We start from the raw sequence: 26,220 nt of genomic DNA, 5'->3' as shown, positions 1-26,220 counted from the left end.
TTCCTCATGTCAGCACATCGAAGCAATCAAATAGCGATGCATCAGGAAGTCCAGCAGACTGCCGTATTTGATCCAGCGTTCCCTCTGCGGCAATCCTTCCTGCGGATATGAGCAAGAATCGGTCGCAAATTCTCTCGGCGGTATCCAGCACATGAGTAGACATTAGTACTCCGGCTCCGCGGCGTCTCTCCTCAAGAAGCAGATTCAGGAAATCCCGCGTAGCCCGGGGATCTAAACCGATAAACGGTTCATCTACAATATACACGTCAGGCTTGGATAGAAAGCCAATCATCAGCATCATCTTCTGTTTCATCCCTTTGGAGAAGCCTCCCGGCAGTTCATTCCGCACTGCTTCCATCCCAAACTGCCTTAGAAGCTGGGCAGCCTGCTTCTCGAACTGCTCATCCTCCATTCCAAACGCTGCTGCTGCCAAATCCATATGCTCCCAGAGCGTCAAATCATCATAAAACACCGGATGCTCCGGAACGTAAGCATACCTGGGAGGGGTACCTGCAATAAAGACCTCAGCTTTACTGTCTTTCAGCAGCCCCAGCACGGTCTTAATCGTCGTACTCTTTCCCGCTCCATTTGGTCCGATCAAACCTAGAAGTTCACCTGGCACCACTTGAAACGAAATCTCCCGTATGCGCGGGCGGCCTGGTTCGTATCCCGCCTCCTGAATTTCGGCCCTCAGCACCGGCTCGGGCCCCCATCCATTCTCTTGCGTCCTATCCATATCTAACACCCCATCTACTAAACCTATTCCTAAAGTATTACGGGGCAAAATGGAGATTCGTTGCATTTAACGATAGATTGCTGAATTAAACCGTAGTAGTTTCAGGTACCAAATGAATCGCTTCCCCTGCGGCAGAAGCTCTGTCCTTGCGTTCGATTCTGCCTTTAAATGCGAGCAGTACAGCACCGACCGCTGCTGTTCCCAGCCCGGCAACGATATATGTTGGCACAGGCCCTATGCCAGTTACAAGCACGCCGCCAAGGGTTGGTCCTATGATCGCAGCGCCGCTGGTAAGGCTGTTAACTGTGCCGAATACACGGCTCGTCATATGCTCTGGCGTTCTTTTCATGAGCAGCATTTGAAACGGAACCAGTACGAATCCTCCACCTACACCCGCCAGAAAGAAGGAGCCGAACAGTACCACGCTCTGCAGCAGATGCGGCATAGGAGTCATGACAACTACGGCACATATGGCGAAGACCAGCCCCGCCGCGGCAGCGCCTGACCCCATCTTGGCAAGCGTACTCCAGCTTAGCTTGCGGACAGACATGGCTGCGATTAACGTCCCTAATCCGCTGGCCGAAATACAATAGCCGAGCAGGTCCTCCGATATATCGGGTATTAACCGAAACAGGGTTACAATCTGGGAATCGGCCATCTGCAGCACCAGTACTACTGCACAGATCGTAATGACGCCTCCAAGCAGCAGCGGCATGCCATAGATCAGCTGAAGCCCTTCTCCAATCTCTTTAAAAAAGCTTTTCTTCTGCACCTGTTGACCATTCCGCATTTCAGTGTGAGATTCATCGTTTAGATCTGCTTGTTGAAGAAGCTTTCGGCCCGGAACACCGAGCAGAAATAAAGCCGATACGACAAAAGCACCAGCATCGATGAGGAAGCATAACTGAATACCGAACAAGGCCATCAACAGTCCGCCCAAGGACGGACCCATAATCTTGGATAACTGCTCAATCGATGAACTGATCGTAACCGCCTGATCGATGTGCTGCGGACTTACGATCTCTTTGATCTTGCCGCTCTTGGCCGGGGAGAACAGCACATCCATCAGACCTTTTACGATCAGCAATATATAAATCTGTGTCAAATTGCCTGCAAACAAAATCCCAATCAAGAGAAAAGCCCTGACGATATCCGAGATTACCATGATCTTCTTGCGATCATACCGGTCACCGATCCATCCTGCTACAGGGCCACCTATTAAGACGGGGAGGGCCATACATAGCGTCATTGCAGCAATTTCCCAAGGCTGGGCCTGCCACTTCAATCCGACAAGTGTCAAGAGTGCTATAATATAGAGCCATTCTCCCATGTTGGACACCAGCTGCGAACCCATCAGCAGCATATAGTTCCGGTTGCGGAGCAGTGGTTTAAATCCCTCGGATTCAACGGTTTGTGCTTGATTCATTCCTTCCACCCTCTTCTTCGCTTTTTGCATAACCCCATTATAGAATCAGCACCCGGACCTGAGATCAGCCTGAAGAAGTAGTTCATACCCGAGCCAAAGAATGAAATTGTTTCACGCATTGTGACATATTATATGTTGCAATTGTTCAATTCAGCGTAATCTTAGATTTGAAGTAATTCAGGGCATAATGAGTCCATTTTAAAGGCGGGAGAATGTATGAAGGTATCACATGAACACGATACACAGCTTGCTATGCACCTGTATCGGGTGTTTGCCAAGTCATTCAAGAGCGTCAATGAGCATGTCGTGAACGGCAGTAAAATCGAGGGTTTTAACCCAACTTCATTTGCCGTCATGGAAGTCCTGTTCTATAAAGGGCGTCAGCCCATCCAGCAGATTGGGGCACAGCTGCTACTGCAGAGCGGTAATGTTACCTACGTGGTAGACAAGCTTGTCGAAAGAGGATATGTGCGCCGCAGACCTTGCCCGGAGGACAGAAGAGTGATTTATGCCGAACTAACACTGCCCGGGGAACAATTGATGCAGAAGCTATATCCCCTGCATGAACGTCATATTCAGCATGCCTTGGGAGGATTGAACGAGGAAGAAAAGCAGCAGCTGATCAGTCTTCTTGGCAAGATGAATAAACATGCGGAGCAGGTGCAGATCACGCGCCGTTAAATTTGGGAGAATCAAATAAGTGCAAAACCCAAGTTCACCAAGAGTTTTTTAAACATCATACACAGCTCCGAGGCTTATAATGCAGAACCCCTGTCTGAAAGAGACAGGGGTTCTGTTATATTTTATATATAAAATAGTCCTTCATGAGTTCATGTATTATTTCGCGGAAGACGACAGTTCTTCCACTCCCGCTTCTGGCTCAGGGGGCGCATTACGGAAGGCGGCCACGATCAGCATACAGATCACAGCCATAACGGCCATCACCACAAACAGAGAATTCAGGCTTCCTTCCAGTATTCCGCTCAGCAGGCTGCCTGAGCCTTCGGGCAGCTCAGCCATGCCATGCGGAGAGAGCAATTTGTTAATATCATCGCTGGTGATGCCAGCCGAATCCGGTTCAGCGGCAAGCCTGCCCGCAATTCCGGCATTGACCCATAAGCCGAATACCGCTACACCCACGGTCTGTCCGAATGTCCGGATGAAGGAGTTCAGTGCCGTGGAAGCTCCGCGAACCTGGTAACCAACCGAGGATTGCGCGATAATCTGAAACAAAGTTGAGATATACCCGAATCCGATGCCATAAATAAAAGTAAAGACCAGCAGCACACCCAGCGCCGTATCCTTATGCATGAACGCCAGTCCTACAGCACCTATGATGAGGCAGATGACTCCGATGATCGCCGTTTTGCGCGATCCGTTCTTTATGATCAGACGGCCGCTGATGATAGAGCCGATCAGCCATCCAATCGACATGGGAGCCAGCGTTAAGCCTGACAAGGTGGCATTGCCGCCCCGTACGCCTTGAATCCAAAGCGGCAAATATGTGGTCAACCCGATAATAAGCGCACTCACCAGAATATTGGCCACCGTTGATACTGTTATATCCCTGATCTTGAACAGATGAAGCGGCAGCATCGGCTCCTTGACCTTGCTCTCCACCACCAGAAACGCAGCGAGCAGTACCACAGAACCGATGATGAGACTGAGAATGATGGGAGATGTCCAGGAGTAGTTCTCTCCACCGCCTACTGCGAGTGCAAACAGCAGCGCCGTCATCCCCACGGTAAACAGAGCCGCTCCTCCGTAGTCGATCGAAACTTCTCGCGTGGTGCGTTCCTCTTTAAAATAACGGAAAATGAGCCATATGGATAACAGTGCAAACGGCACATTAAACACAAAAATCCAGTGCCAGGACAGATAGTCTACAAAATACCCACCGAGCAGCGGTCCGATTAGAGAAGATATCCCCCATACGGAACTGATCATGCCCTGAATCTTACCCCGTTCCTCCAGATTGTAAATGTCGCCGACAATCGTGAAGGTAACCGGAATGACGGCGCCTGCACCTATCCCCTGGATTGCCCTGAATATGATCAACTGCGTCATGTTCTGCGACAGGCCGCACAACAATGAGCCTACGAGAAAGATGAGCGAGCCGTATAAGAAAACCGGCTTACGTCCGTATAAATCGCTAATCTTACCAAAGATCGGCGTCGTTACAGCCATCGTCAGCAGATAGGCCGTAAAAATCCAGCTCATCAGGCTCACGCTGCCAAAGCTGCTGATTATTGCCGGACCTGCCGGACCGACCACCGTTCCTTCAATCGCAGCCATAAAGGTGGATAACAGAATCCCTACCAAGATGTAACTGCGTTTGTCTTGTTTTAATACACCCAATTCCTTCGTCCCCTTTACTCTAGAGAGCCCCGGCATGCATATTCAGCATACAACCGGGGCCAACGGCATAAAAAGCGCCTCCTGATCCAGAAGCGCTTTCCATCATGCAATATTACTATTATAAAGGTTACTGTAAAGCATGCACAATCCCAATTTCCTGTTACTCGTTTGCAGTGGTCTTAGTGCCTCCTGTCTCCTCTCTTCTTAGCCGCGAAAAAACGACAGCATCAACATATCCCCCGGACGTATGGCGATAATCCCGCAGCATGCCTTCACGCAAATAACCGTTTCTCGCAAACCACCGGCATGCCCGCTCGTTTCTTGGGTCTACGAAAGCTTCAATCCGGTTAAGTCCCATGATGGAATACCCGAAAGTCATAGCTAATTCGGCCGCCTCCGACATATAACCCTGCCCCCAATATGCACTTCTCAGTTCACAGCCAAATTCACCTCTGAACGCTCCCGTAAGCTGCCAGAAATTAAACCCGCAGCTGCCGATTAATTTTCCCGTATCCACCATTTCAATTCCCCAGCGAATGGTCTCATCCTGCTGGGCAAGATGCTGCAACCAGATTATTAATGATTTGGCGTCTTCGGCTGAGTGTAATGGAGGCAAATCCAGAAAAGCCGCCGTATCAGGATCGGACCAGCAGCACAGCATCGCTTCGGCATCCTCCTCCTTTATCCTGCGCAGACGGATCCGTTGTCCCGTTAACTCGGGTATGATTCCTTCGCAGACATACATCTTTGTTCTCCCCTCCTCACAAAAAATCCGACTTATATCCCATGTTTCCGGTGATACTATGTGCGTGTATATAAAGGTTATAACAAATCCCAAATCCTTGATTGGTCATCCATCAACAGTTCAGTGTAGGAGCTGTAATGTTAATATATTGATGGATTCGGGCAGTTTCCGTCAATAGATGTTACCTTCATAAGCCCCTTTGTATAACGGAAGGAGGAGGAAACGATCTGAATATGTATATCGTGATTGTCTTGATGTTAACCATTATTGTCTTAGCCGCTGCCATTACGCAAATCGGGTATCTGCAGATTACACGAATGCGAGTAAAGAATGATCTCAAGCTGTTTAAGGTGCTGGAAACAGCCGGTTTGTATAGTAGGGAACAATACGAATCACTTCGAAAAAACGAAGTCGTTATTATGAGCTTTGATGGTTTGAAGCTGTGTGGCGCGGCCATTGAGAGTAATCCAGGGTCGAAGCATTGGGTTCTTCTTGTCCATGGCTATACGGGTTCCCGGGCAGTATCTACCCAATTCATTGACTTGTTTACAGAAGAAGGCTACAACGTACTCCTTATCGATCAACGTCGGCATGGACGAAGTGAAGGACGCTTTACTACTTATGGTTATTATGAGAAACACGATGTGCAGGCTTGGGTGCGTTGGTTAACGGAGCAGTATGGAGAAGACGTGGTTATCGGTCTTCATGGCCAATCGCTCGGCGGCGGAACGGTGCTTGAATATCTGTCCATTGCTGATCCGCAGGTTAAACTGGTCATTGCCGATTGTCCGTACTCCGATTTAACCGATCTCATGCGGCATCAGCTTACGCGTGTCAACAAAATCCCATCGGTACCGTTTCTGTCTTGGGTGAATGCCCGAATTCGCAGTAAAGCTGGGTTTAGTCTTGATCAGGTTAGCCCGATCCGGGCTGTCCGAAACAGCTCTCTTCCTGTCATGTTCATTCATGGCACTAAGGACAATTACGTCCCTACCCGGATGAGTGTCGAGATGTTTGAAGCTAAAGCGGAACCAAAGAAACTACTGCTGATCGAAGGTGCCGTCCATGCGAACGCTTATCATGTTGATCCTGAGCAATATCGGGAAGGTGTGCATTCGTTTCTTCGTGAACATATAGGTCAACCTATGAGCGTACTGCAGCCGAAGGTCGCTCCACCCCCTCCTGCATTTCAGCTGGAACTGAATGGGTCACAACTTACCTGATAAATTCGCATGCAAAAAATCCCCCGATTTCGCACTTAGCATGCGTCATACGGGGGATTTTCTATATATTGAGGTACTTCCTACGCCATCGTGTCTTCCTTCTTCTGATTTACCGGCTTCAATACCTCCTCACAGAGGTCCTTCAGCTTGTTCTGAATTTCCTTGAATTCCTCTATCCCGGCACCCGTCAGACTATAGGCATCGCCGTGAGCAGTCAGGAAATTCTCCTCTGTCAAACGTTCAAGTTCATACTTTACTTCCCGGTCGCCAACCTTATATCCCTGACGCTCCAGCTCTGGCTGCATCTCGCTAATCGTAAGATCGCGCTCATGGGCAAGATAGAGCATATGGATACCGATAAACAAATTCTGTACATCTGCCCGCATTCATTCCCTCTCCCTCCATCTGGTATATTGATACTGAGTCATGTCATACATTACCCTTGCACCTTAGCAGGGAATCAGCCTGTAGCACACCTCTCGGATGTCCCGGTTTCCTTCAGTTGTCTCTTGACGAAAATCATATTTTTGGACTAAGGTGGTGAAATCAGAAGTAATGAATGCAGAAAGGACAGATTCCTACATGTTTCAAAATATGCCCTACGAAGGAACCCAGAACGAGCAGTATAACCAGGTCCTAAGACAGTTAAAGTCTCTTATTCACGATGAACCTAGTGCGATTGCCAATTTATCCAATGCATCCGCACTACTCAGGCATTTTCTATCCGATATTAATTGGGTCGGCTTCTATCTATACGATGGCAACGAGCTGGTGCTCGGCCCATTTCAAGGGCTGCCCGCTTGCATTCGGATTCCGATGAACCGCGGGGTCTGCGGTACGGCTGCCGCCAAACGGACGACCCTGCTTGTAGCTGATGTCCATGAATTTCCGGGACATATTGCCTGCGATGCAGCCTCGAACAGCGAAATTGTCGTACCGATCATCGTAGATGGCGCATTGTATGGCGTATTGGATATCGATAGTCCGCTAAAGAACCGTTTTGACCAAGAGGATCAGCAATTCTTAGAAGCGTTCGTCCACATATTGGAAGGCCAACTCGCGTTATAAGCAGGATGTTTTTACGTATTCTTCCGTACACTAACCTCGAGTTCCAACCAAACATTCTTAGGAGGAATACGATCCATGTATCAATCTAATAACAACAATTACTCACAAGTTTCCCAGCAAATTCGCCAGTGTGAGCAAATTCTTCAACAGTTGACCCAGCAAACCCAACAAGCCTCTAGTATGTATCAGCAGCTCATGCAGCAAGAGCAGCAAAATGCAGCACGGCTGGAGGAACTTTCTCAGCGTGAGCGTCAAGCTGCACAAATGATCCAATCCGCCCTTCAAGGCCATCAGCAAGCTATTCAGCAATATCAACAGATTTCCCAAATCGTTAGACAAGTAGAAAATTCCGTACAGATCCACAACCAAACGCAGCATATTCAGCCTTCATTTGGCCAGCATGGTTTTGCAAATAGCCCTAACACGCATCAAGGTCAAGGCTTCCAATAAAAAGAAGGGGATCACGCAGTCTGCGCGATCCCCACTTTTATGCTTGAGCTTAATTACTTATCCTCATCACTTACGCTGAATTCGATCTCGGCCTGGATCTTATAGTTCTCTGGCTCTGCCTGATTTGCGCCCTTCGACTGCGAATCAATCATGAAATCCGCCGATCCGTATACCACGTAGTGCCCGTCCGGATAACCATCCTGGAGGGAGTGAATGAAGTCTTTGTATTCCTTTTTGTCTTGGCTGCTGTATCCGCCGCCCCCACTGTAATATTCACGGAGAGGCTCACCTTTTTTCAGCGTAGTTGTAAAATAAGGCTCATTCATGGCATAACCGATATCGTAATCCCTTGTGAGCTCTTTCATCGGAAAATAAAAGGGAGAAGCCGCATGACCAATCGTAATTTCATCTTGTTCACCGATATACTCCAGCTCACCATATACCTTCACTTGGTCCCCATAATCGTATTGCTCTTTCTCGCTGACAAGACGATACACGAAGTCCCCATCGGTAACCTCAGCATGACTTCCCCTTGCAGTTTTATTTAATGGCGGATCAGTCAAATCTGCTCCCTTAGACCCCTGCTGTGCGCAGCCTGTCACCATCAACATCAAGATAAATCCCATATAAAGGTATCTTCTCATCTTTCATTCTCACCTCAACCTTCAAACGGATGATATGAGCGTAATGTTGCACAAGAATGCAAAATAGCCATAACCGAAACCGCGCTGATATCGCGAAGTTTTGGCACGGCTGTTGCGACTCTGTCATGCAGTCGTAGTCACGGGGATTTCAGGCATGGATGCAGCAAAAGTCTAGGACTCGTAAATGTTCTTTACCCGTCCCACCTGTCCATCTTGAAGGCGTACTTTAATGCCATGCGGATGGTTTTGGGAATTAGTCAAAATATCCTTGACGACGCCCCGGGTTAGTTTGCCCGTTCGTTGATCCTGTTTCAATACGATATCAACCTCAAGGCCTGGCTTTATATTCGAACGCTGTCCACCATTCATCATTTTCTCTCCTGTCCATTTCTTGATGTTGTCCGTTCTCTATTGTCCACCTTACTGAAATCAAAGGTGAAAAGCAAACTCCAAACGACAAAGGACTGCCTGTTAGAGATCATGCAGATCTCCTAATCAGACAGTCCTTCTATTATCTGTTAAGTACGGATACTTACACTATGAAAACATGATGATAGATTACAACACGCTTCCGCCATGCACGAAGCGATGTTTCCAGGAATCGCTGAATGTACTTACAAGGACTCCGCCGGATTGCTTCGAATAGGTATGCAGCAGCTTGTTGTCACCCAAGTATATAGCCACATGGGTAATCCGCTGTTTGGACTTGTCCAATCCGGCATAAGCAGATGCCGATGAGCCTCTATAACTCATGAAGAATACCTGATCCCCGCGTTTTAATTGATTGACGTTATAAACTGCAGTTCCTTTATCTTTGACGTACTGCCCCTGCTTGCGCGAATCGCTTGGGAGTGTAATGTTAGCGCCGTCCATGAATGCACGGCGGATAAATGCGGAACAATCAAAAGTTTTCGTTGAATTGCGGTTAGAGCCGAATTCGTACGGCGTTCCCAAATATTTCATACCTGCACTGATTACTTTCTCAACACTAGCGCTCGCAGAAGGCGCTGTGCTTCCCGCATTTCCGGAATGACTGCCGGAATTGTTTGAAGAGCTATTACTATGGTTAATATATTTAGACGAAGCAAATCCTTGCTTTCCATTTGAAGTTTTGATCTTATACCAGCCTGAGCTGCTGCCCAGAATTTGAACGCGGTCGCCCTTATGCACGCGGTTAACGACTTTACCTGAAGTCGATGGCTGACTGCGCATGTACACATTTGCGCTCGCTACACCTTTTGTGACGGACTGCACACTGGCGGCAGCCACTTCATTTACAGACCCATATCCATAAGAACCAAGAACAGCTGCTGATAGAAGCGCTCCGGCCATCAATTGTTTAATGCGTTTTTTCGAGAAAATAAGAATCTCCCCCATGTCGTTAGTTTGTGGAATGACGAAATTGTCATTTTCGTGATCCCGCAATCATTATAGACAGGCTACTTCTTGGGACGCATGCTACCATCCTCACAAATGCGCATGCCAACTATTGCCAAGTAGGGGGACTTTAGTCTCTTATTGTACATAAATATAGTAAATATAGTTTATTATAACAAAAAAACATACCAAAATAACCCAACCAGTCCGGTGCAATGAAGTCCGGATTTCTTTGTTGGGTCTTTCTGCTTAGTGTTCTTCTGACAGACTTCAGTCTATCGTACATTTTAGATTTCATTCCACTACAATATTGTAATCAATTGATCTCATGGCCTCTTGGAATAGAGCGGATATCCAGGGTTTTCCGGTACGTCAATCAGGATGATCCTGACATTGGCTTGCGCCTTAAGGCTAATCCTTTCATCCTGCTTCGTATCCATTACCATAAAGTCCCGGTGAAGAAAAGAAAGACTGGTCCCGTCAGCTATAAAGCTGCCTTCCCCCCTCACAGCCAGTGCTGCGACACGCCTGCCGGATTTCAATTCATAGTGGGCTTCGTTCCCGGCCAGCAACTGTATATCCAACATTCTCACATCTATTGATAAATCCGTCGGTGCGAAGCCGCCAATTATCGTTTTGATCAGTCCACCTTGAATTCGGGTTACCGGAAATGAATCAGGCCGATACTGACGACATGCAGGATTCTGTTTCAATGAATCACGAAGATAGGGCTCAAACCATATTTGAACCCCTTCTGCACCCGGCCCTGTGAGACGTTCTTCATGCGTAAGTCCCGACCCAGCCCGCATCAATAATACCCCTCCAGGCCCCAGCTCGCTGTTCGTGCCCTGCGAATCCTTATGAACACCCTTTCCTTGAATCATATAGGTCACGATTTCAAATCCCTGGTGAGGATGAGACGCGACATAACCTTCGATGGGTGAGCGGAACCAAGACCAATAGAAAAGTGGTCCTATTCTGGTAACAGCCGATCCTTCTCCAGATAAACCGATCGGCTTTTGCTCTGTTATCCTCCCGCCGTCGTATGAACCTGTGCTCTGTTTCTCGGGCGGGTATACATTTCCTATCACGTCCGGTCCTCCTCCCATCTATCCAAAGTCATCTTGAACAGGTGTACTTAGATTGGAATGTCATTTATATCTCGGTTTGAAGATAGTATTGACGATCATGGCCTATATATCAACATCCTGAAACTCCCTTATTTGGAATTCATATTTGCGAATCTTTTTCAGATTACTTTCAGTTTACGTTCAGACTTCATTCAGCTAGAGCACGTATGATAAAGTTGAAAGAATGACATAAGAGGAGTTTTGCGTAATGGAACCTATGCATCGTATTCGTGTTTTACTCGTAGATGACGAGCCGCATATACTGCAGTTTCTGGAGCTTGGTCTTCAAAATGAAGGCTTTGAAGTTCATACGGCTTCCAATGGAGCTTCTGCAATAGTGGAAGCAATCAGCTTCGAGCCACACGTCATTGTTCTTGACGTAATGATGCCGGGAATGGACGGACTCGCGGTTTGCAAACAGTTGAAGGAAGAAAACAGAGATGTTGCAATCATTATGCTCACCGCTAAGGATGAGATTGAAGACCGTGTTAAGGGGCTTATGATTGGAGCAGACGATTACATGGTCAAGCCTTTCAGCTTCGAGGAGCTGCTTGCCCGGATTCAAGCCCGGCTGCGCAATCAGTTTCCAAGCCTGCTCGGTGAAATTCGGCTCGGTCCGTTCACCATTGATGACCGCAAGACAGAAATCGTATACCATGGTGAGGCCCTTGAACTATCGCCAACGGAATATAAGCTGCTCAAGCTGCTTGTGACTAAACACGGCAGTGTTATGAGTAAATCGAATATTTTGAATATTGTGTGGGATTATGACTTTGGCGGAGAGGATAATATCGTGGAGGTCTATATCCGATCCCTGCGCGAGAAGCTTGGGGACAAGGAGCATCGGGTCATTCGTACTCTTCGCGGAGCCGGTTACCGGGTGGACCTGCCATGAACTTACGGATGCGCGCGCGCCGGGCTGGTCCAACTTCTCTACGCACACAGCTCCTGTCGCGTTCTCTCATCGTCTTGGGGCTTCTGCTCATGTTGATCGGCGCGCTGCAATATATATTGATGAAAGATGCCCTATTCCGCAATCAGGCTGACTCGCTTGCACTTCAGGTTCGCTCCATTCCCGCGGAGCTATGGCAGCCTGACCGGGAGCCGCGCAGTTGCCCCGCTGTACCAAATAACGAGACCCGTTCGGACCATTCGGGTCAAGAGGATCGCCCACTGCTGTTTCTGCCGAACATGTCGCTTGCCATGATCGAAGCCGGGGGACATTACGCCGATCTTGCCGTTGACAATGGTCTGGCCGCGCCCAAACTGACAGCTGAGGCTTATGCATCGATCATGGAGAGATTCAAGGAGCGTCAGCCCATCCCGTATGAAGTGACCGAGAATGCCCAAGGTGATGAGCAGATTGTGGTCTTTCGCCCTTACGGTAAGCCGGACAGCCCTTCCGGGATGCTGCAGCTTGGAATGGACACGCAGCCGCTGCATGCCGTTTTGCTGCGGCAGCTGCTGATTTTTGGAGTGCTGGCTATATTTGCCATGGCTGGCGGGATCGCATTGTATCTCCCTTTGCTGCGCCGGACGCTCTCCCCTCTGAACCGAATGGTTGAAACGGTGGAACGCACGGATGCCGGGAACCTGGCTGAGCGTCTCCCCCTCCTGCAGGGTCAGCAGGAAATTGATCGCTTGGCTGAGTCGTTTAACGGCATGCTGGAGAGGCTGGAAGATGCGTTCGATGCGGAGCGTGAAGCTAAAGAGCAAATGCGAAGATTTATTGCCGATGCTTCCCATGAGCTGCGAACGCCGCTCACTTCGATTCACGGCTTTCTGGAGGTGCTGGGTCGCGGTGCTGCCGACAACCCCGAGCAGCTTCGGACGGCGCTACCCAGCATGCACGGCGAATCCAAGCGCATGAAGAAATTGGTCGAGGATTTGCTGTTGTTGGCCAAGCTGGACCGCAAGCCGGAGCTGCATCTGCAGGACATTCGGCTGAACCAGCTGCTGCTGGAAATGGAGCCTCATCTAAGAATGCTTGCCCAAGGCAGGAATATAACAATTCAAGCGTTACCCGTGTTATGCCGGTGCGACTCCGACAAGATTAAGCAGGTTATTTACAATCTGTTCCATAATGCGGTACAACATACCGATTCTGTCACAGGGCAGATCACCATTACTGTTGATAAAACCAAGGACCTTGCCGTACTGCAGGTTGGCGACAATGGCTCCGGAATTCCGAAGGAACATCTGCCCCATCTGTTCGAGCGGTTCTACCGCATCGACGAATCCCGGACCAGACAGCACGGCGGTGCGGGCCTTGGACTATCCATTACCCAATCCATTATAGATGCGCATGGCGGTCATATGAGCGTAGACAGCACGGTCAACCAAGGGACGGTTTTCCGTGCGGAATGGCCAGGCATTATTCCTTAATCCGGAATACCCCTTCATATACCAGTTCATTCAAGGAACGCCGGCCTGTGGGCACTTCTCGTTCTTTCAGCGACTCCGGCAGCAAGGATATATTGCCTCGATAACCAAGCGCAATGACGGCATGCAGAACATATTCTTCCGGAATCTGCAATGTCTCGCGGGCCAGATCATGGTCAAAACCGCCGATTGCGCGAGTGTTTAGCCCGAGCAGAGCAGCTTGCGAAGCGATCGTGCCCCAAGCCGTTCCCGCATCAAACGCATGGCTTCCACTGGGTTCTCCATGTGCATTTAATGTATAGGATATGAGCAGGACCAGCACCGGCGCATGATCGCTCCATACGCGGTTCCCGGGACGGATAAAGGTCGCGAACCTGGCCCTCTCCTCCTCTGTCCGGGCAACGATGAATCGCCACGGCTGCCCGTTGCTTGAGGAAGGTGCCCACCGCGCTGCCTCCAGCACGGTATACAGTTCTTCATCTTCTACGATGCGCCGATCAAAGGCTCTTGACGACCACCTGTTCACAAAATGCGCGTGCACCGGGTAATCCGGCTGGCGCGCTTGTTCCACTACAATTGGAGACGGCTCTGACACATTAACGGATGATTCTGATTTACTCATTTATATTCTCTCCTTTTCCCTTGCGGGTGATAAGTCCAAAGCGGTTGTATCTATGGCTTTATGAGCCAATCTTCCAATGGAAAATCGGTTTCGGCCAGCTTCTCCTCGACCAGAAAGGCCTTCGTTCCTTCGAGAAGCTGCAATCCTTCCTCGGTAAAAGGAACCTCCTTGATCAGCTCGATAGGACTGACTTTCTTCACATATTCAATTTTTGTGTTCTGCACCTCAGCCAGAAACTTATAATATTCTTCGGGATGCTGCTTCAAGTCTTCCAACGCCTTGGAGCGAGCTGCATTCCAGGCTTTGGGGAAATCGGGGTATTTCGCCAAATAGGCTTCGGAGACGACCGTCAAGCCCGTTCCATACAGCTCGGGATGCTTGGTTGCATCATCCAAAAGCGTATATCCTTCATCGATCTGTTTGAGTGTAAACACTCCAGTATTAGTCATCGCATCAATTTCGCCGCGAGCCAGAGCAGCTTCCGCGTCCACGCGAAGCAGATGAATGACCTTCACATCTTCCGTCAGACCCTTCTTCTTCAGAAGACCGATCAAATACCGATGGTGGAAGGAGCCTTTTTGAGTTGCCACCGTTACCCCTTTTAACTCATCCAGTGAGGCTGGCCCGCCTTTCCTGGCGACGAGGTATCCGATGCTATCGGTTGAACCTTGGGTAATCACTTTGGTCTTCGCTCCGGTAGAGCGCGACAATATGGCCGGCGTATCGCCAAAGCTGCCAAAATCCAGACGACCGCTGATCAATGATTCGCTCAAATCGGGGCCATTCGGGAAGGCTGTGAGATTAATTGTGTCAATACCGTGTTTCTTCAGTTCTTCCTGTATGATGCCCTTATGGAATCCCCAGCCCTCAGCACCGGCCGGTACATTTAATGTGCTGGTTCCAATGTAACCATAGTTAAGCACCTTCGGTACACCGGTGCCCGATGCCTCCGTTGTTTGTTCCCTGGAGCCGCAGCCCTGCGAAAAAGCAAGCGCTGCTGCTACCAAAGTCAATAGAATCGCGTATCGCTTGCGTTTGTGTTTCCTTACCTTTCGATTCTCCATACGGCTTCTTCTCCCCTCATCTATTACATTGTTGCTTTATGTCAGGCTCCTCGCCTTTCTCTGGGCACAGCATTCTCTCTTCCATGGCACTCTCTAAATCCTTCTATAATAGTCCTAATCATGACCTGGATGCCGCCACCACCGCTGGGAAGCTGTTGACCAATGGCCCTGTCATTCATGGAACGAAACGCCTAGCGAGCTGAGCCATAAACTCATGACTTGATATCGGTGTTCTCCCGGGTCCCCACCCCACCTGCTCGCGGTAGCCGCCCAGCAGCTCAGCCTGCTCCAGTTCTGCTTCACTGCGATTGCTGAGCCGGTCGGGATGGGGCGCGACGTACATTGCATCCGCCGGACAATAGAGCTCGCACATAAAACATGTTTGGCAATCATTCTGTCTGGCAATGACAGGCACATCGTCAACGACTTTATCAAATACATTTGTCGGACATACGGAAACACACAGATTACATGCCACACATCTGGCATCGCTGATGAGTTCAATCAAAGAGAAACCGCCTCCTCGCTCACCCTCTGTGCCCGTACACTGATATCATCCAGCCCGGATGTAATCAGGCGGTAGCGCTGCGTTTCGTCGACATCCGGATAATCGATCCGTTTATGCATGCCCCGCGTTTCTGTTCTGGCCTGCGCCGAGCGGTACATCCAACGGGCCGTTACCGTCATGGCGGCTGCCTCCCGTCTCTTCACCGCCTGATAATCCAGATGGATCGGTTCATGCCGGATTGACTTCCATACCCGATCAAGCCGATAAAGCGAATCCCGGAGTCCTTCATCCGAACGAAACAGATTTCGGTCATATGGCATAACCTCTTCCTGCACCGCCCGAATATATTCCTCGGCAGCAATTGGTGGCTTCTGCAGCGTAGAACCATAGGTGCGAGACGACACAATCGGAGCCGAAGATAACCCGTGCACCTCCCGTCTTGCGGCATGCTGTCCCAGCGATTTAGCGTAAGCTGCCGCTCCTTCACCTGCAAAGCTGCCGGACGACATCGCCCAGGCAGCATTGTGGCTGCCGCCTCCGGTGAATCCGCCGCAGATCAATTCCCTCGTTGCGGCGTCTCCCGCGGCATACAAGCCGGGAACCTTCGTAGCACAAGTATCGTCCACGATATGGATTCCCCCGGTGCCGCGGACCGTTCCCTCAAGCCTGAGGGTAACCGGGAACATATCCGTGAATGGATTGATACCCATGCGGTCAAACGGCAGGAAGAAATTCGTCTGTCCTACCCGAAGCAGCGGCTGCAGATCAGCGGGTGCCTGGTCTAGTCGGGCATACACCTGACGGTTCTCCAGCAGTTTTTTGGCAATGACAGAACGTCCCTTGGTCGAGCCCGCTCCCTCTACCACCGAGCCATCCTCATAGTAAAAGCTTGCATAACGGTAGTATGCTGTTTTGGTAACCGAGGAGAACGTCGGTGATATGGCGTAGGCATTGGAGAACTCCATTCCTGACATCTCGGCCCCAGCCTCAGCCGCCATCAGATAACCATCACCAGTCAGGACGTTGCATCCTAGCGCTTTGCTTAGGAAGGCGCAGCCGCCGGTGGCGATAACAACGGCTCCCGCGGTGACTCGCCAAGGATCGCCTCCCTGCGTGCTTACGCCGGCGGCACCCCCCACCCCATGTTCATCCGCTAGAAGCTCCAGCGCAGGGCTGTGATCTAGAATTTTGACACCGGCTCTTTTCACCAGCTTGCGCATAAGACGCATATATTCCGGTCCCTGCAATCCCTGCCGAAACACGTTGCCCTCAGGATCAATTGGAAACGAATACCCCCATCCGGCAAGACGGTTCATATTCTCGTAAGTCTGGTCCAGCACCCGGTCCATCCAATCATTCTCAGCCAGGCGTCCGCCCATAAAGTAACGGCTCAGCTTCGCTTCCTGGCGCTGCTTTACTTCAGGCTCTACATACCATACGCCTGTACCCGAGGGTGCAGTCGCCCCGCTAGATCCGCAGTAGCCTTTATCTGCCAGCACGACTTTACTGCCTTTGGCGGCAGCCGTTAAAGCGGCCCAGGTACCGGCAGGACCACCACCAATGACCAGCACATCCGTCTCCAACTGAAGCGTGCTGTCCTGTTTGTGCAAATTCATATATTTTCCCCCCTCTATGTCATAGAACTCGCGCTTTCTCTATTCCTTGAACAACATCATCCTTTATAAGTATCCCGCCACTTCAATAAACGGCGTTCCAGGGTGCGGACGAACAGATCGACGAGCATGCCGACAACAGCAAACACCAATACACCCACAAAGATTTGCTCCGTTAATGACGATTGCTTGGCAAGATTAATGAGAAACCCTACTCCCGACTGAGAGCCAATCAGCTCTGCAACGACGAGTCCGAGCCAGGATACTGCTAGCGATAAGCGAAGTCCCATTAATATGCCAGGAAGCGCCGAGGGAATGATAAGTTTGGTGATCTGCTGAAAACGGCTGTACTGGAGCACCCCGGATACTTCAACCAGCTTATTGTCTACTCTGCGGATACCGAGGAACGTATTAATATACAGTGGGAAGAAGGCTCCCTTTGCAATGATCAGCACTTTCGATGTTTCTCCGAACCCGAACCATAGGATAATGAGCGGAGCAATCGCCAGATGAGGAATCATCCTCAGGATTTGTACTGTTGGATCAAGGAATATTTCTGACTTGCGCGAGAAGCCCGTTAATATGCCAAATACCAAGCCCAAACTGCCGCCCAGGGCAAATCCTGCCGCAGCGCGTCCCAAACTTATGCCAAGATGGGTCGTCATATCGCCTGAGGCTATCAGTCCCCAGAGGGACTCGAGGATTGCCGTAGGCGTGGGCAGAAAGAGCGTATCAATCCAGCCGAGATAACCCGCCAGCTGCCATATGGCAAGGACCAAAACTGGAAAGGCCGAGCCAAGCGCGATGATCCGTATGGACGTTCTCCGGCGCTTGGAACGCAGTGAAGCTATCGTATGCGGCGACTGCTCCGCGGGCGGCTGTCCCGCAGCCGGCAGCACCAATTCACTCGTATGACTCATCAAGTCACCTCCTCTCTCTTGGATACAGCGGTCGCTTTAGCCCCCATAGCTGTCACTCCATTTCAAAAGCCTGCGCTCCAACCATCGGACCGATGCGTCGGCGGCTTTGCCGATGACGGCAAAAAGAATGATGCACACGAAGACGGTGGCCGTTTTGCTGAACTGTCTGGCATCCGTCATCAAGTAGCCAATGCCTGACGTGGAACCCATTATTTCGGCAACGACGAGCCCCAGCCAAGCCAGCCCCAAAGATAGCCGAATCCCAAGGAAGATATGCGGCAGCGATGCCGGGATGACCAGCTTGAAGATTTGCTGGATACGACTGAAACCAAGAACTCTTGCAACTTCAAACCACTTGTTATCCACTCCGCGGATCCCGAAGTAGGTTTGGATATAGAGCGGAAAAAAGGCACCTTTGGCAATCAGCAATATTTTGGATGACTCTCCGATTCCGAACCAGAGCACGAACAGCGGCGCAACCGCTAAATGCGGAACCATACGGATCATTTGAATGGAAGGGTCGAGTATGCGTTCGGATATGCGGAACAGCCCGACCAGAATACCGAAGGCGAGGCCGAGCGCACCACCTAGAGCAAAGCCCGCCGCGGCCCGGATCAAACTGATCTGCACATGGCCGCCGAGCTCATCCGAGCCCGCCAATCGTGCAAAAGCTTCTACAATGCGAAGCGGTGTCGGGAACAACAGCTCTGAAATATACCCCAGGTCGCCAAGCACCTGCCATACCATCAGCAGTGATACAGGAAGAATCGAACCGGCAGCGAAGATGCCCAGCGACCTTTTCCAATCTGCATTCCCTCGTTCTTCGGAGAGATCAGCCGGCTTCGGAGCAGCGGTCGCATTAGGCGGCACTGCCGTCTCACTGCCGAGAAACGAAGCTTGAGGCTTCTGCCGATACAATCTCGTATGATCACTCATCCTGATCACGACCCAGCATGGAGAACGCGGCTCTTGCATATACAAAGGCGGAATTTACCCCGGTCCGTTTCATGAAAAGCACCTCTCCTTCTACTAAAAAGAGACATTCCCGTGAAAACGAAGGAATGTCTCCATATGAATGGTTGACATTAAACACGCATTATTAACTTGAAATTGTCCCTTGGGGGGGAAGTATCCGGTCGATGAATGGAGTTTCATCGATCTCAGCCAGCCGGGTTCTTCCCCGTCCCCAGCCGATGATCTCCCTCCAGCTTCCGATGATTCCAACAGAGACCAGCTCCTGTTCCGTCACCTGCTGTTTTATATCTGCATAGGGTGACACGTATAGGGCGTCAACGGGGCAATAAACTTCGCATATAAAACAGGTCTGGCAATCCTCCTGACGGGCAATGAGCGGAAGTCCTGTCTCCGTACGATCGAATACATTGGTCGGACATACCTTGATGCACAGCCACATTCGATGCAGCGATCCTGACTGACGATCTCGATCATGCCCCCTCCCCCTCTCCGGCTGCTGCGGCCATCCAGCGGTCTGGCTCTCTGGATTCATTTTCCCTGCTTGCTGTGTGAACATGATATTGAGCGGCTTCTAGGAGTTCGTGATTCACCTGTGCGTGCGGCTTTCCCTCCGGATACACCTGGATCCGGTCGATCCCGCTCACGGTCAGGCGATGCTGCAAACTCGAATTAAGGTTCGGATATTCCAGAAGTGTATGCATGCCTCTGGTTTCACGCCGGGCCAGTACAGCCGTATACATCCACCTTGCGGTGGCTGCCATGGCCGCCGCCTCCCTTGCCTTTATTCGCTCACGCGAATCCCCGGATACCTCGGCATACACCTCCGGCCATAGAGCGTTCAGCCGTTCGAGTGACTTCTGAATAACAGGCTCACTGCGAAAATAATTGATGTCGAGCGGGAACACCTCTCGCTGTACGGATTGAATCAGGCTGGCTGTATCCAAGCTCTGCCCAGGTCCTGCGGATTCACGGCTCATGCCGCCCCGCCCTGCAGCTTGCAGACGGCGGCCATTCGCGGAAGAGCGTGTACTCAGTGCATGCTTCGCCGCCCCTTCGCCTGCCCATGTTCCCGAGCAGATTGCCCAAGATGCATTAAAAGCACCTCCACCCGATTTGGCTCCCGTCACCCGTTCCCGAGTCGCCGCATCTCCCGCAGCGTATAATCCTGGAACCGTTGTCGCGCAGTCCTCTCCGGTGATACGGATCCCCCCGGTTCCCCGAACAGTTCCCTCATAGCGGAGGGTTAATGGAAAACGCTCCTTAAACGGGTCAATCCCGGCCCGATCATACGGCACAAAGAAGATAGCATGCGATTGCCTTAATATGCGCTGTTTCTCTTCCGTATCCGCATGATTCAGCGTGGCATAAACCGGGCCTTTGCGAAGCATCGTCGGCAAGAAATCATGAGGTCTCGGCCCGCCGGGGCTGTAAAGCGTATTTCCGTCTTCGTCATAGTAAGTCGCCCAATTGAGAAGCCGGCCGCGGGTTACGGTACCGAAAGCCGCACTCGGCGCATATTGACGGCTGAACTCCATGCCGGACAGCTCGGCGCCCAGCTCTGCAGCCATGAGCAATCCTTCCCCTGTGAGCACATTGCAGCCAAGGCCCTTGCTTAGGAAGGCACAGCCGCCGGTAGCTATAACAACCGATTGCGCCCTGACTTCCCAATCCCTGTTCTTCTGCCTGGATATGCCCCGCGCACCTCCAACTCCGTGCTCATCCGTAAGCAGCTCGAGCGCCGGAGATTGATCCATTATTCGTACGCCTGCCCGGCTGACTGCACTTCGCATCAGCTTCATATATTCGGGTCCCTGCAGATGGTCTCGCATGGGAACCCCGTTCTCATCCCTGCGGAAGGGATATCCCCATGTCTCCACGCGCTCCAGGTTGATATATACTTGATCCAGCACACGATGGATCCAGTCCGGTTCGGATAAATAGCCGCCTTCCTTCATCCGCTGGGACACAGCCTCATTACGCAGTTTCTCATCCGGTGGCAAGTATAAAAGATTCGTTCCGCCCGGTGCTGTTGCCCCGCTGGAACCGAGAAACCCTTTGTCGACCAATATGACTTTGGCACCTTGGGAGGCTGCGCTCCACGCGGCCCAAGCCCCGGCGGGGCCTCCGCCAATGACAAGGACATCCGCCGTCAGTTTGAGTTCATCATTTGCATGCATTCGTTGATCCCCCTTGATTGCTAGCCCTATCAGTCCAAAACGGCAAAAAGGAGATCATGAGTAAATCCATGATCTCCAGTGGGCTGGTCGATTAATATATCTTATTTATTCGATTGGAATTATCAAGTATGTTACCAGCTTGTAATATCAGCGTCAACACTTTTTTAAAAAATTGATATCTATGGCAGACAAGGCATGAACTTCTAGTGCCAATTATTTTAGGTATCCCGTTTTTTTGGTACAATACTATCGGTAGTAGAACATCAAATGAAAGGATTCTATCTTGATAGATTCATGAAAAGTGAGGCAGAAGCTCTCAGCATCTATTAAGCGGCAGCAGCCAGCTGCGGTGACCGCGCCTTGTTCATTATGGCAGGACAACTATATAATGAAATATATTAAGCTAGCAATAACCAAGCCTTTTTCCGGAAATCATCGGCATAAAATTGCCCTCGTTACAAGCAACTTGTTTGAAATCGTAACCGACAAGCAGTTCTAAAGGATGGCAACGGCCTCCTTATCACTTGAAAGAGGTGTAACTTTTGGAAAACTGGATTACGGACATTATGGAAAAGTTCGGCTACGTCGGCATCATGCTGATGATCGCCGTGGAGAACGTGTTTCCACCAATCCCCTCTGAGGTCATTCTGACCTTCGGCGGCTTCATGACAACCTACTCGAAACTGACGGTACCGGGTGTCATTATCGCAGCTACCATAGGATCTGTGGTCGGTGCCGTCATTCTGTACGGAATCGGACGTCTGCTTGATGTCGAGCGGCTTGAGAAGATCGTGGATCGCTGGGGTCATATTCTCCGCGTCAAAAAAGAAGACATCCGCAAGGCCGATGCCTGGTTCGATAAATACGGTTACTGGACGGTTCTGTTCTGCCGCATGATTCCATTAATCCGGAGTCTGATCTCCATCCCGGCGGGGATGTCGAACATGAAGTTTGGCATGTTCCTGCTCTTCACGACCATCGGTACTTTGATCTGGAATATCATTCTGGTAGCTGTCGGGGCCGCCGTCGGCGATTCATGGGAAAATATCGTGGCCTTCATGGACGTCTATTCCAATATCGCTTATGCTGTAATAGCTGTGGCCGTGATCGCATTCTTGTTCATCTTCTTCCGCAAGCGAAGAAAGTCGGCTTAAACTGAAGCCTGCTCTTTATGCCATTCATTATGAATATCATTGCATTTTATATTTTCAAGTAAGGGAGAGACCGTATGGATTTTTTAACCATCATTAAAGCAATTATTCTAGGAATCGTCGAGGGGCTGACCGAGTTCGCTCCTGTATCATCCACCGGCCATATGATCATTGTAGATGATATGTGGCTGAGATCTGAGGAATTTCTAACCAAGTATGTAGCCAACACATTTAAAGTCGTGATTCAGCTCGGTTCCATTCTTGCCGTCATCGTAGTATTCAAGGATCGCTTCCTGGATCTCTTATGGCTTAAACGCAAAAAGCCGGAAGCCGGTGCACCGGCAGGTACGGGCAGACTGAAGCTCAGCCAGGTTATTGTTGGCCTGATTCCGGCAGGCGTGCTGGGTCTTCTGTTCGAAGATTTTATTGATGATCATTTATTCTCTACCGCTACCGTGCTGATCGGTCTTGTAATTGGAGCCGTCTTCATGATCGTTGCCGATAAAGTCAGCTCGAAAAAAGAGCCGAAAGTGGTCACTGTCGATCAAATTACGTACCGGCAAGCATTCAGCGTTGGACTGATTCAGTGTCTGTCGCTCTGGCCGGGCTTCTCCCGTTCCGGCTCCACCATCTCGGGAGGCGTCATGCTGGGTATGAGCCACCGCGCGGCGGCGGACTTTACGTTCATCATGGCTGTACCGATCATGTTCGGCGCCAGCTTCCTGTCGTTGCTGAAGAACTGGGAGTACTTTACGCTGGACGCCCTTCCGTTCTTCATCGCCGGATTCGTGGCGGCCTTCGTCTTCGCCTTGATCTCCATCCGCTTCTTCCTGAAGCTGATCAACCGGGTCAAGCTGGTGCCATTCGCGATCTACCGGATTGTGCTCGCTGCAGTGATTGCGTTGGTGCTTTATCTATAAAAGTTAGATGTTGAGAGATTAAAAGGCAGGTCAAGATTCATTCTTGACCTGCCTTTTGTTATGGACGATGCTATGCACTTGTTAGCTGTGACCCCATGGCCTGCACGATTAGAGAGCCGCATACTCCAGCCGATCCTTCGAGTAATAACGCACCTGTTTACCATGTCTGTTGGCGTAATCGATCTCGGCCCGGGTGCTCTCTCCAATATATCCATTCACATCGATTACAAAGATCTCCTCTGACATATTGATTTTGTGAAAATGCAGTTCTTTTAGCATGCGTTCCTGTGCCTCTGTTATCTCGATCCCGTCGCTCTGCTCAAAGAAACCAACACTGAGTACGATATGTCCTTGCAACGTCAATACTGCCTCGGCTTCACGAAATTGAGGTTTAAATTTGGTTGAGCCGCACAATGTAATAACCGCCATAATGTATATCTCCTTCAATAAGCTGTTCTGCTGCTTCTGCCAACTTTAGCTTTCAACACGCTCTGCTCTTTTTAAATAATAAAATAAGGCAAGTTACTCAAGTAGCCTCTTCGACTACGAAGCCGAAAGAGGCTTGTGAAGTAATGCTATTCTCAATTCCTATGGCGGACAGCAGCCCTCAAATATATGTCTTAAGCCTGCGACTTCAGCTGAACAGTACGCTTGGTGCTTGCGGACTCGTATGCTGCTAAGGCAACACGGGCTGAATAGTACCCGTCCTCGCCTGTTACCTCAACCGGTTTGCCATTGCGGATGCTCTCAACGAAGCTGTTGATAAGACCTTCGTCCATATCATCTCCCCAGAAGCTCCACGCTGCTGCTTTACCGGTCACATCACTGTACACCTCGTTCTTCTGGGCGAAAGCATCGATATTCAGCACACCCTTCGTACCGATAATCTCGAGTGTAACATCCCCCCAGGTCGGGAAGGTACGATTACGGGACCAGCTTGGATCGAGTACGGCAACAACGCCATTGGCGAATTTGACATGGACCATGCCGGCGTCATCAATGTCGGTGTCATGGAACAGCGTTTCCGCATGAGCGTATACTTCTTCCACCTTGCTGCCGGTAAACCAGTGCATAAGATCCATCACATGGACGGTATGATCAAAAACGGCTCCTCCGCCCGATTTCTCCCGTTCGATAAACCAGCCGCCAGGCATCGTTCCCCGGTTGGTTCCCTTCATGGCGAGGATATCGCCAATCTGTCCGGCGTCCACCGCTTCCTTCGCCTGTCGTACAGATGTAAGATACCGGCAAGGAAAGGCAGTCATGAGCTGAACATCATGCTCCTTGCACACCCGGATCATTTCCAGCATCTCAGCTTCGGATAAACCTAAAGGTTTCTCGCACAGCACATGCTTCCCTGCCTCCGCGGCACGCTTGGTGATCTCTGCATGGCGTGCATTCTCCGAACAAATGACAACAGCATCTATTTCCTGTGACAGCAACTCGTTATAATCCGCATAATAAGGGATTCCTCGCTCTACGGAGTAGGGACGTACCCGTTCCGCATCTTCATCAGCGATCCCAACCACCTCAACATCATCACGCTTTAGCATGCTGAAGAGATAAGTTGCTGCATGCATATGGGCAAAACTGATAAAACCGACCTTGATTTTATTCATGAAACGTTCCCTCCAATCATGACAGGCTGCCCGGTCTGAGCCGATTGCCCAGCAGCCTGAGCGATTGCAACGGCATAGCAAGCATCTTCGATGCTAACAAGCGGGTCACTGCCGTTACGGATACACTCGATAAAATGCTGCAATTCTTTGTAGTACGGGTCATGAAGGCTACTGCCGGAAGGAATTTGAACAGCTGGCCCTTCTCCTCTCAACAGGCCCATCGTTTGAATATCAAGAGGCTGTACCTGGTTACTATCAAATCTTATAATACCTTGATCTCCCGAAACTTCGAATTGCGTCGTAAACGGGCCGGGATATCCCCAATAGCCGGTTAAACTCGCGATAGCTTTATTCTTAAAATGAAGTGTAAGCTGAGCATAATCCATCTTCGGCTCATCCCGCTTAACAACCGAAGCATATACCGACTCAACTTCCCCAAACAGCCAGCATGCGTAATCGATGTCATGAATCATTAGATCCATGATGACCCCTCCGCTCTTGCCAGGGTCTGTATACCATCCCTCCATCCCTTGCGGATATGCCCCATACCGCTTAAAGTGAGCCATCTTCGGTGCTCCAATCTTTCCGGAGTGAGCCTGCTGATATGCATCATGATAGTTCGGAAAGAACCGGACAACATGTCCGATAAACAACCGAGCTCCGTGCTGCTCACAGGCCGCTCTCATCTCCTGTGCATCCTCCAGGGTTAAAGCTGCCGGCTTCTCGCAGATGACGTGCAGTCCTTTTTCAGCTATTTGCAGTACATACGGTTTATGTAGATAGGTGGGCAGACACACCGCAACCGTTTCCAAATCTTTTTGCTCAAACAATGATGCTACATCCGTGTATGCCTTCGCCCCGGTCAAGGCTGCGGCCCGCTCAGCCCGCCTTGCGTTAATATCCACCACGCCTGTCACCGTGACTCCCGGCATTTTGGCCAAATTATGCGCATAAATCATTCCCATTGTTCCACAGCCCAAAATCGCTATGTTCATGCTTATCCCTCCAGTATACCAAGTATGACGTGGACCAAAAGATACTGCTGTACCCACTGTTTGCGAATACCCCACCCTGTTAACTTCTTCATGGGACATGACATTCCTGCCCAGGTT

General features: G+C 50.3%; 27 protein-coding genes and 1 pseudogene. 8 read left to right on the top strand and 20 right to left on the bottom strand.

The window, feature by feature from the left end; all coding sequences use genetic code 11:
- Positions 1–4 precede the first annotated feature (4 nt).
- Complete coding sequence (locus AM231_RS23835) at positions 5–736, bottom strand: ABC transporter ATP-binding protein (protein WP_054404791.1); 732 nt, start codon at positions 734–736, stop codon at positions 5–7.
- Between the two features lie 85 nt (positions 737–821).
- Positions 822–2,162: an MFS transporter gene (locus tag AM231_RS23830; RefSeq protein ID WP_242615294.1), complete on the bottom strand. Its 1,341-nt coding sequence runs from the start codon at positions 2,160–2,162 to the stop codon at positions 822–824.
- A gap of 216 nt (positions 2,163–2,378) precedes the next feature.
- On the opposite strand from AM231_RS23830, the gene AM231_RS23825 reads away from it, so the two are divergent.
- Positions 2,379–2,843 (top strand): MarR family winged helix-turn-helix transcriptional regulator, encoded by a 465-nt coding sequence (locus tag AM231_RS23825; protein WP_054404788.1) that lies wholly within the window; start codon positions 2,379–2,381, stop codon positions 2,841–2,843.
- A gap of 156 nt (positions 2,844–2,999) precedes the next feature.
- Here the strand turns inward: AM231_RS23825 and AM231_RS23820 are convergent, their stop codons facing one another.
- Both AM231_RS23820 and AM231_RS23815 read right to left on the bottom strand, forming a co-directional pair.
- The gene (locus AM231_RS23820) at positions 3,000–4,520 is read right to left on the bottom strand and encodes an MDR family MFS transporter (RefSeq protein WP_054404786.1); all 1,521 of its coding nucleotides are present in this window, start codon (positions 4,518–4,520) and stop codon (positions 3,000–3,002) included.
- 160 nt (positions 4,521–4,680) lie between these two features.
- Positions 4,681–5,265: a GNAT family N-acetyltransferase gene (locus tag AM231_RS23815; RefSeq protein ID WP_054404785.1), complete on the bottom strand. Its 585-nt coding sequence runs from the start codon at positions 5,263–5,265 to the stop codon at positions 4,681–4,683.
- A gap of 233 nt (positions 5,266–5,498) precedes the next feature.
- Here AM231_RS23815 and AM231_RS23810 point away from each other — a divergent pair, with 233 nt between their 5' ends.
- The gene (locus tag AM231_RS23810) at positions 5,499–6,488 is read left to right on the top strand and encodes an alpha/beta hydrolase (RefSeq protein ID WP_054404783.1); all 990 of its coding nucleotides are present in this window, start codon (positions 5,499–5,501) and stop codon (positions 6,486–6,488) included.
- An 80-nt stretch (positions 6,489–6,568) separates the two neighbouring features.
- Here AM231_RS23810 and AM231_RS23805 read toward each other — a convergent pair whose 3' ends face one another.
- Positions 6,569–6,874, bottom strand: a complete 306-nt coding sequence (locus tag AM231_RS23805; protein WP_054404782.1) for a winged-helix domain-containing protein — start codon at positions 6,872–6,874, stop codon at positions 6,569–6,571.
- Positions 6,875–7,070: 196 nt separating this feature from the next.
- Between AM231_RS23805 and AM231_RS23800 the strand changes: the two genes are divergently transcribed.
- Positions 7,071–7,556 carry a GAF domain-containing protein gene (locus AM231_RS23800; RefSeq protein WP_053493988.1) on the top strand — a complete coding sequence of 162 codons (486 nt, stop codon included), beginning with the start codon at positions 7,071–7,073 and terminating at the stop codon, positions 7,554–7,556.
- Between the two features lie 75 nt (positions 7,557–7,631).
- On the top strand, positions 7,632–8,006 hold the full coding sequence (locus tag AM231_RS23795; RefSeq protein WP_054404781.1) for a hypothetical protein: 375 nt from the start codon (positions 7,632–7,634) through the stop codon (positions 8,004–8,006).
- A gap of 53 nt (positions 8,007–8,059) precedes the next feature.
- On the opposite strand, the gene AM231_RS23790 is transcribed toward AM231_RS23795, so the two are convergent.
- From AM231_RS23790 to AM231_RS23775, 4 genes are all read right to left on the bottom strand, one after another.
- Positions 8,060–8,650: a hypothetical protein gene (locus tag AM231_RS23790; protein ID WP_054404780.1), complete on the bottom strand. Its 591-nt coding sequence runs from the start codon at positions 8,648–8,650 to the stop codon at positions 8,060–8,062.
- A 171-nt stretch (positions 8,651–8,821) separates the two neighbouring features.
- Entirely contained in the window at positions 8,822–9,019 is a 198-nt protein-coding gene (locus tag AM231_RS23785) for a YwbE family protein (RefSeq protein ID WP_054404779.1), read from the bottom strand.
- Between the two features lie 189 nt (positions 9,020–9,208).
- Positions 9,209–10,027 (bottom strand): C40 family peptidase, encoded by an 819-nt coding sequence (locus AM231_RS23780; RefSeq protein WP_054404922.1) that lies wholly within the window; start codon positions 10,025–10,027, stop codon positions 9,209–9,211.
- 326 nt (positions 10,028–10,353) lie between these two features.
- Positions 10,354–11,118: a pirin family protein gene (locus AM231_RS23775; protein ID WP_053490030.1), complete on the bottom strand. Its 765-nt coding sequence runs from the start codon at positions 11,116–11,118 to the stop codon at positions 10,354–10,356.
- Between the two features lie 247 nt (positions 11,119–11,365).
- Here AM231_RS23775 and AM231_RS23770 point away from each other — a divergent pair, with 247 nt between their 5' ends.
- Both AM231_RS23770 and AM231_RS23765 read left to right on the top strand, forming a co-directional pair.
- Positions 11,366–12,052 carry a response regulator transcription factor gene (locus AM231_RS23770; protein ID WP_053490031.1) on the top strand — a complete coding sequence of 229 codons (687 nt, stop codon included), beginning with the start codon at positions 11,366–11,368 and terminating at the stop codon, positions 12,050–12,052.
- The gene (locus AM231_RS23765) at positions 12,049–13,542 is read left to right on the top strand and encodes a sensor histidine kinase (RefSeq protein WP_054404778.1); all 1,494 of its coding nucleotides are present in this window, start codon (positions 12,049–12,051) and stop codon (positions 13,540–13,542) included. The genes AM231_RS23770 and AM231_RS23765 overlap by 4 nt, the downstream gene beginning before the upstream one ends.
- On the opposite strand, the gene AM231_RS23760 is transcribed toward AM231_RS23765, so the two are convergent.
- The 8 genes and pseudogenes from AM231_RS23760 to AM231_RS23725 all read right to left on the bottom strand — a co-directional run bounded on the left by AM231_RS23760 (position 13,532) and on the right by AM231_RS23725 (position 21,418).
- A complete protein-coding gene (locus AM231_RS23760) occupies positions 13,532–14,161 on the bottom strand; it encodes a nitroreductase family protein (RefSeq protein ID WP_053490033.1) in 630 nt (209 codons plus the stop codon). The two genes, AM231_RS23765 and AM231_RS23760, sit on opposite strands and share 11 nt — an antisense overlap.
- Positions 14,162–14,211: 50 nt before the next feature.
- The gene (locus tag AM231_RS23755) at positions 14,212–15,225 is read right to left on the bottom strand and encodes an ABC transporter substrate-binding protein (protein ID WP_053490034.1); all 1,014 of its coding nucleotides are present in this window, start codon (positions 15,223–15,225) and stop codon (positions 14,212–14,214) included.
- A gap of 175 nt (positions 15,226–15,400) precedes the next feature.
- Positions 15,401–15,733, bottom strand: a complete 333-nt coding sequence (locus tag AM231_RS23750) for a 4Fe-4S binding protein (protein WP_053490035.1) — start codon at positions 15,731–15,733, stop codon at positions 15,401–15,403.
- On the bottom strand, positions 15,730–17,349 hold the full coding sequence (locus AM231_RS23745; RefSeq protein ID WP_054404777.1) for an FAD-dependent oxidoreductase: 1,620 nt from the start codon (positions 17,347–17,349) through the stop codon (positions 15,730–15,732). The genes AM231_RS23750 and AM231_RS23745 overlap by 4 nt, the downstream gene beginning before the upstream one ends.
- A 56-nt stretch (positions 17,350–17,405) precedes the next feature.
- Positions 17,406–18,266, bottom strand: a complete 861-nt coding sequence (locus AM231_RS23740) for an ABC transporter permease (RefSeq protein WP_053490037.1) — start codon at positions 18,264–18,266, stop codon at positions 17,406–17,408.
- Positions 18,267–18,302: 36 nt separating this feature from the next.
- The gene (locus AM231_RS23735) at positions 18,303–19,136 is read right to left on the bottom strand and encodes an ABC transporter permease (RefSeq protein ID WP_423212943.1); all 834 of its coding nucleotides are present in this window, start codon (positions 19,134–19,136) and stop codon (positions 18,303–18,305) included.
- 229 nt (positions 19,137–19,365) lie between these two features.
- Positions 19,366–19,715 (bottom strand): annotated as a pseudogene (locus AM231_RS23730) (4Fe-4S dicluster domain-containing protein).
- Positions 19,712–21,418, bottom strand: a complete 1,707-nt coding sequence (locus tag AM231_RS23725; RefSeq protein ID WP_053490040.1) for an FAD-dependent oxidoreductase — start codon at positions 21,416–21,418, stop codon at positions 19,712–19,714. The pseudogene AM231_RS23730 and the gene AM231_RS23725 overlap by 4 nt, the downstream one beginning before the upstream one ends.
- Positions 21,419–21,960: 542 nt before the next feature.
- Here AM231_RS23725 and AM231_RS23720 point away from each other — a divergent pair.
- Together AM231_RS23720 and AM231_RS23715 are read left to right on the top strand one after the other, a co-directional pair.
- Positions 21,961–22,572 carry a DedA family protein gene (locus AM231_RS23720; RefSeq protein ID WP_054404775.1) on the top strand — a complete coding sequence of 204 codons (612 nt, stop codon included), beginning with the start codon at positions 21,961–21,963 and terminating at the stop codon, positions 22,570–22,572.
- Positions 22,573–22,646: 74 nt separating this feature from the next.
- Complete coding sequence (locus tag AM231_RS23715; protein ID WP_054404774.1) at positions 22,647–23,489, top strand: undecaprenyl-diphosphate phosphatase; 843 nt, start codon at positions 22,647–22,649, stop codon at positions 23,487–23,489.
- 108 nt (positions 23,490–23,597) lie between these two features.
- On the opposite strand, the gene AM231_RS23710 is transcribed toward AM231_RS23715, so the two are convergent.
- The 3 genes from AM231_RS23710 to AM231_RS23700 form a co-directional block, all read right to left on the bottom strand.
- Positions 23,598–23,918, bottom strand: a complete 321-nt coding sequence (locus AM231_RS23710; protein WP_054404773.1) for a hypothetical protein — start codon at positions 23,916–23,918, stop codon at positions 23,598–23,600.
- A 191-nt stretch (positions 23,919–24,109) separates the two neighbouring features.
- Entirely contained in the window at positions 24,110–25,108 is a 999-nt protein-coding gene (locus AM231_RS23705) for a Gfo/Idh/MocA family protein (protein WP_053490043.1), read from the bottom strand.
- Positions 25,105–26,103, bottom strand: coding sequence for a Gfo/Idh/MocA family protein (locus tag AM231_RS23700; protein ID WP_053490044.1), 999 nt, complete (start codon positions 26,101–26,103; stop codon positions 25,105–25,107). Before AM231_RS23700 ends, AM231_RS23705 begins: the two co-directional genes overlap by 4 nt.
- Positions 26,104–26,220: the final 117 nt, after the last annotated feature.

Source organism: Paenibacillus solani (assembly GCF_001277345.1).
GTDB classification, from domain to species: Bacteria; Bacillota; Bacilli; order Paenibacillales; family Paenibacillaceae; genus Paenibacillus_AQ; species Paenibacillus_AQ solani.
The sequence above is the reverse complement of the archived record's forward strand: the minus strand, read 5'-3'. Positions and strand labels throughout refer to the sequence as shown.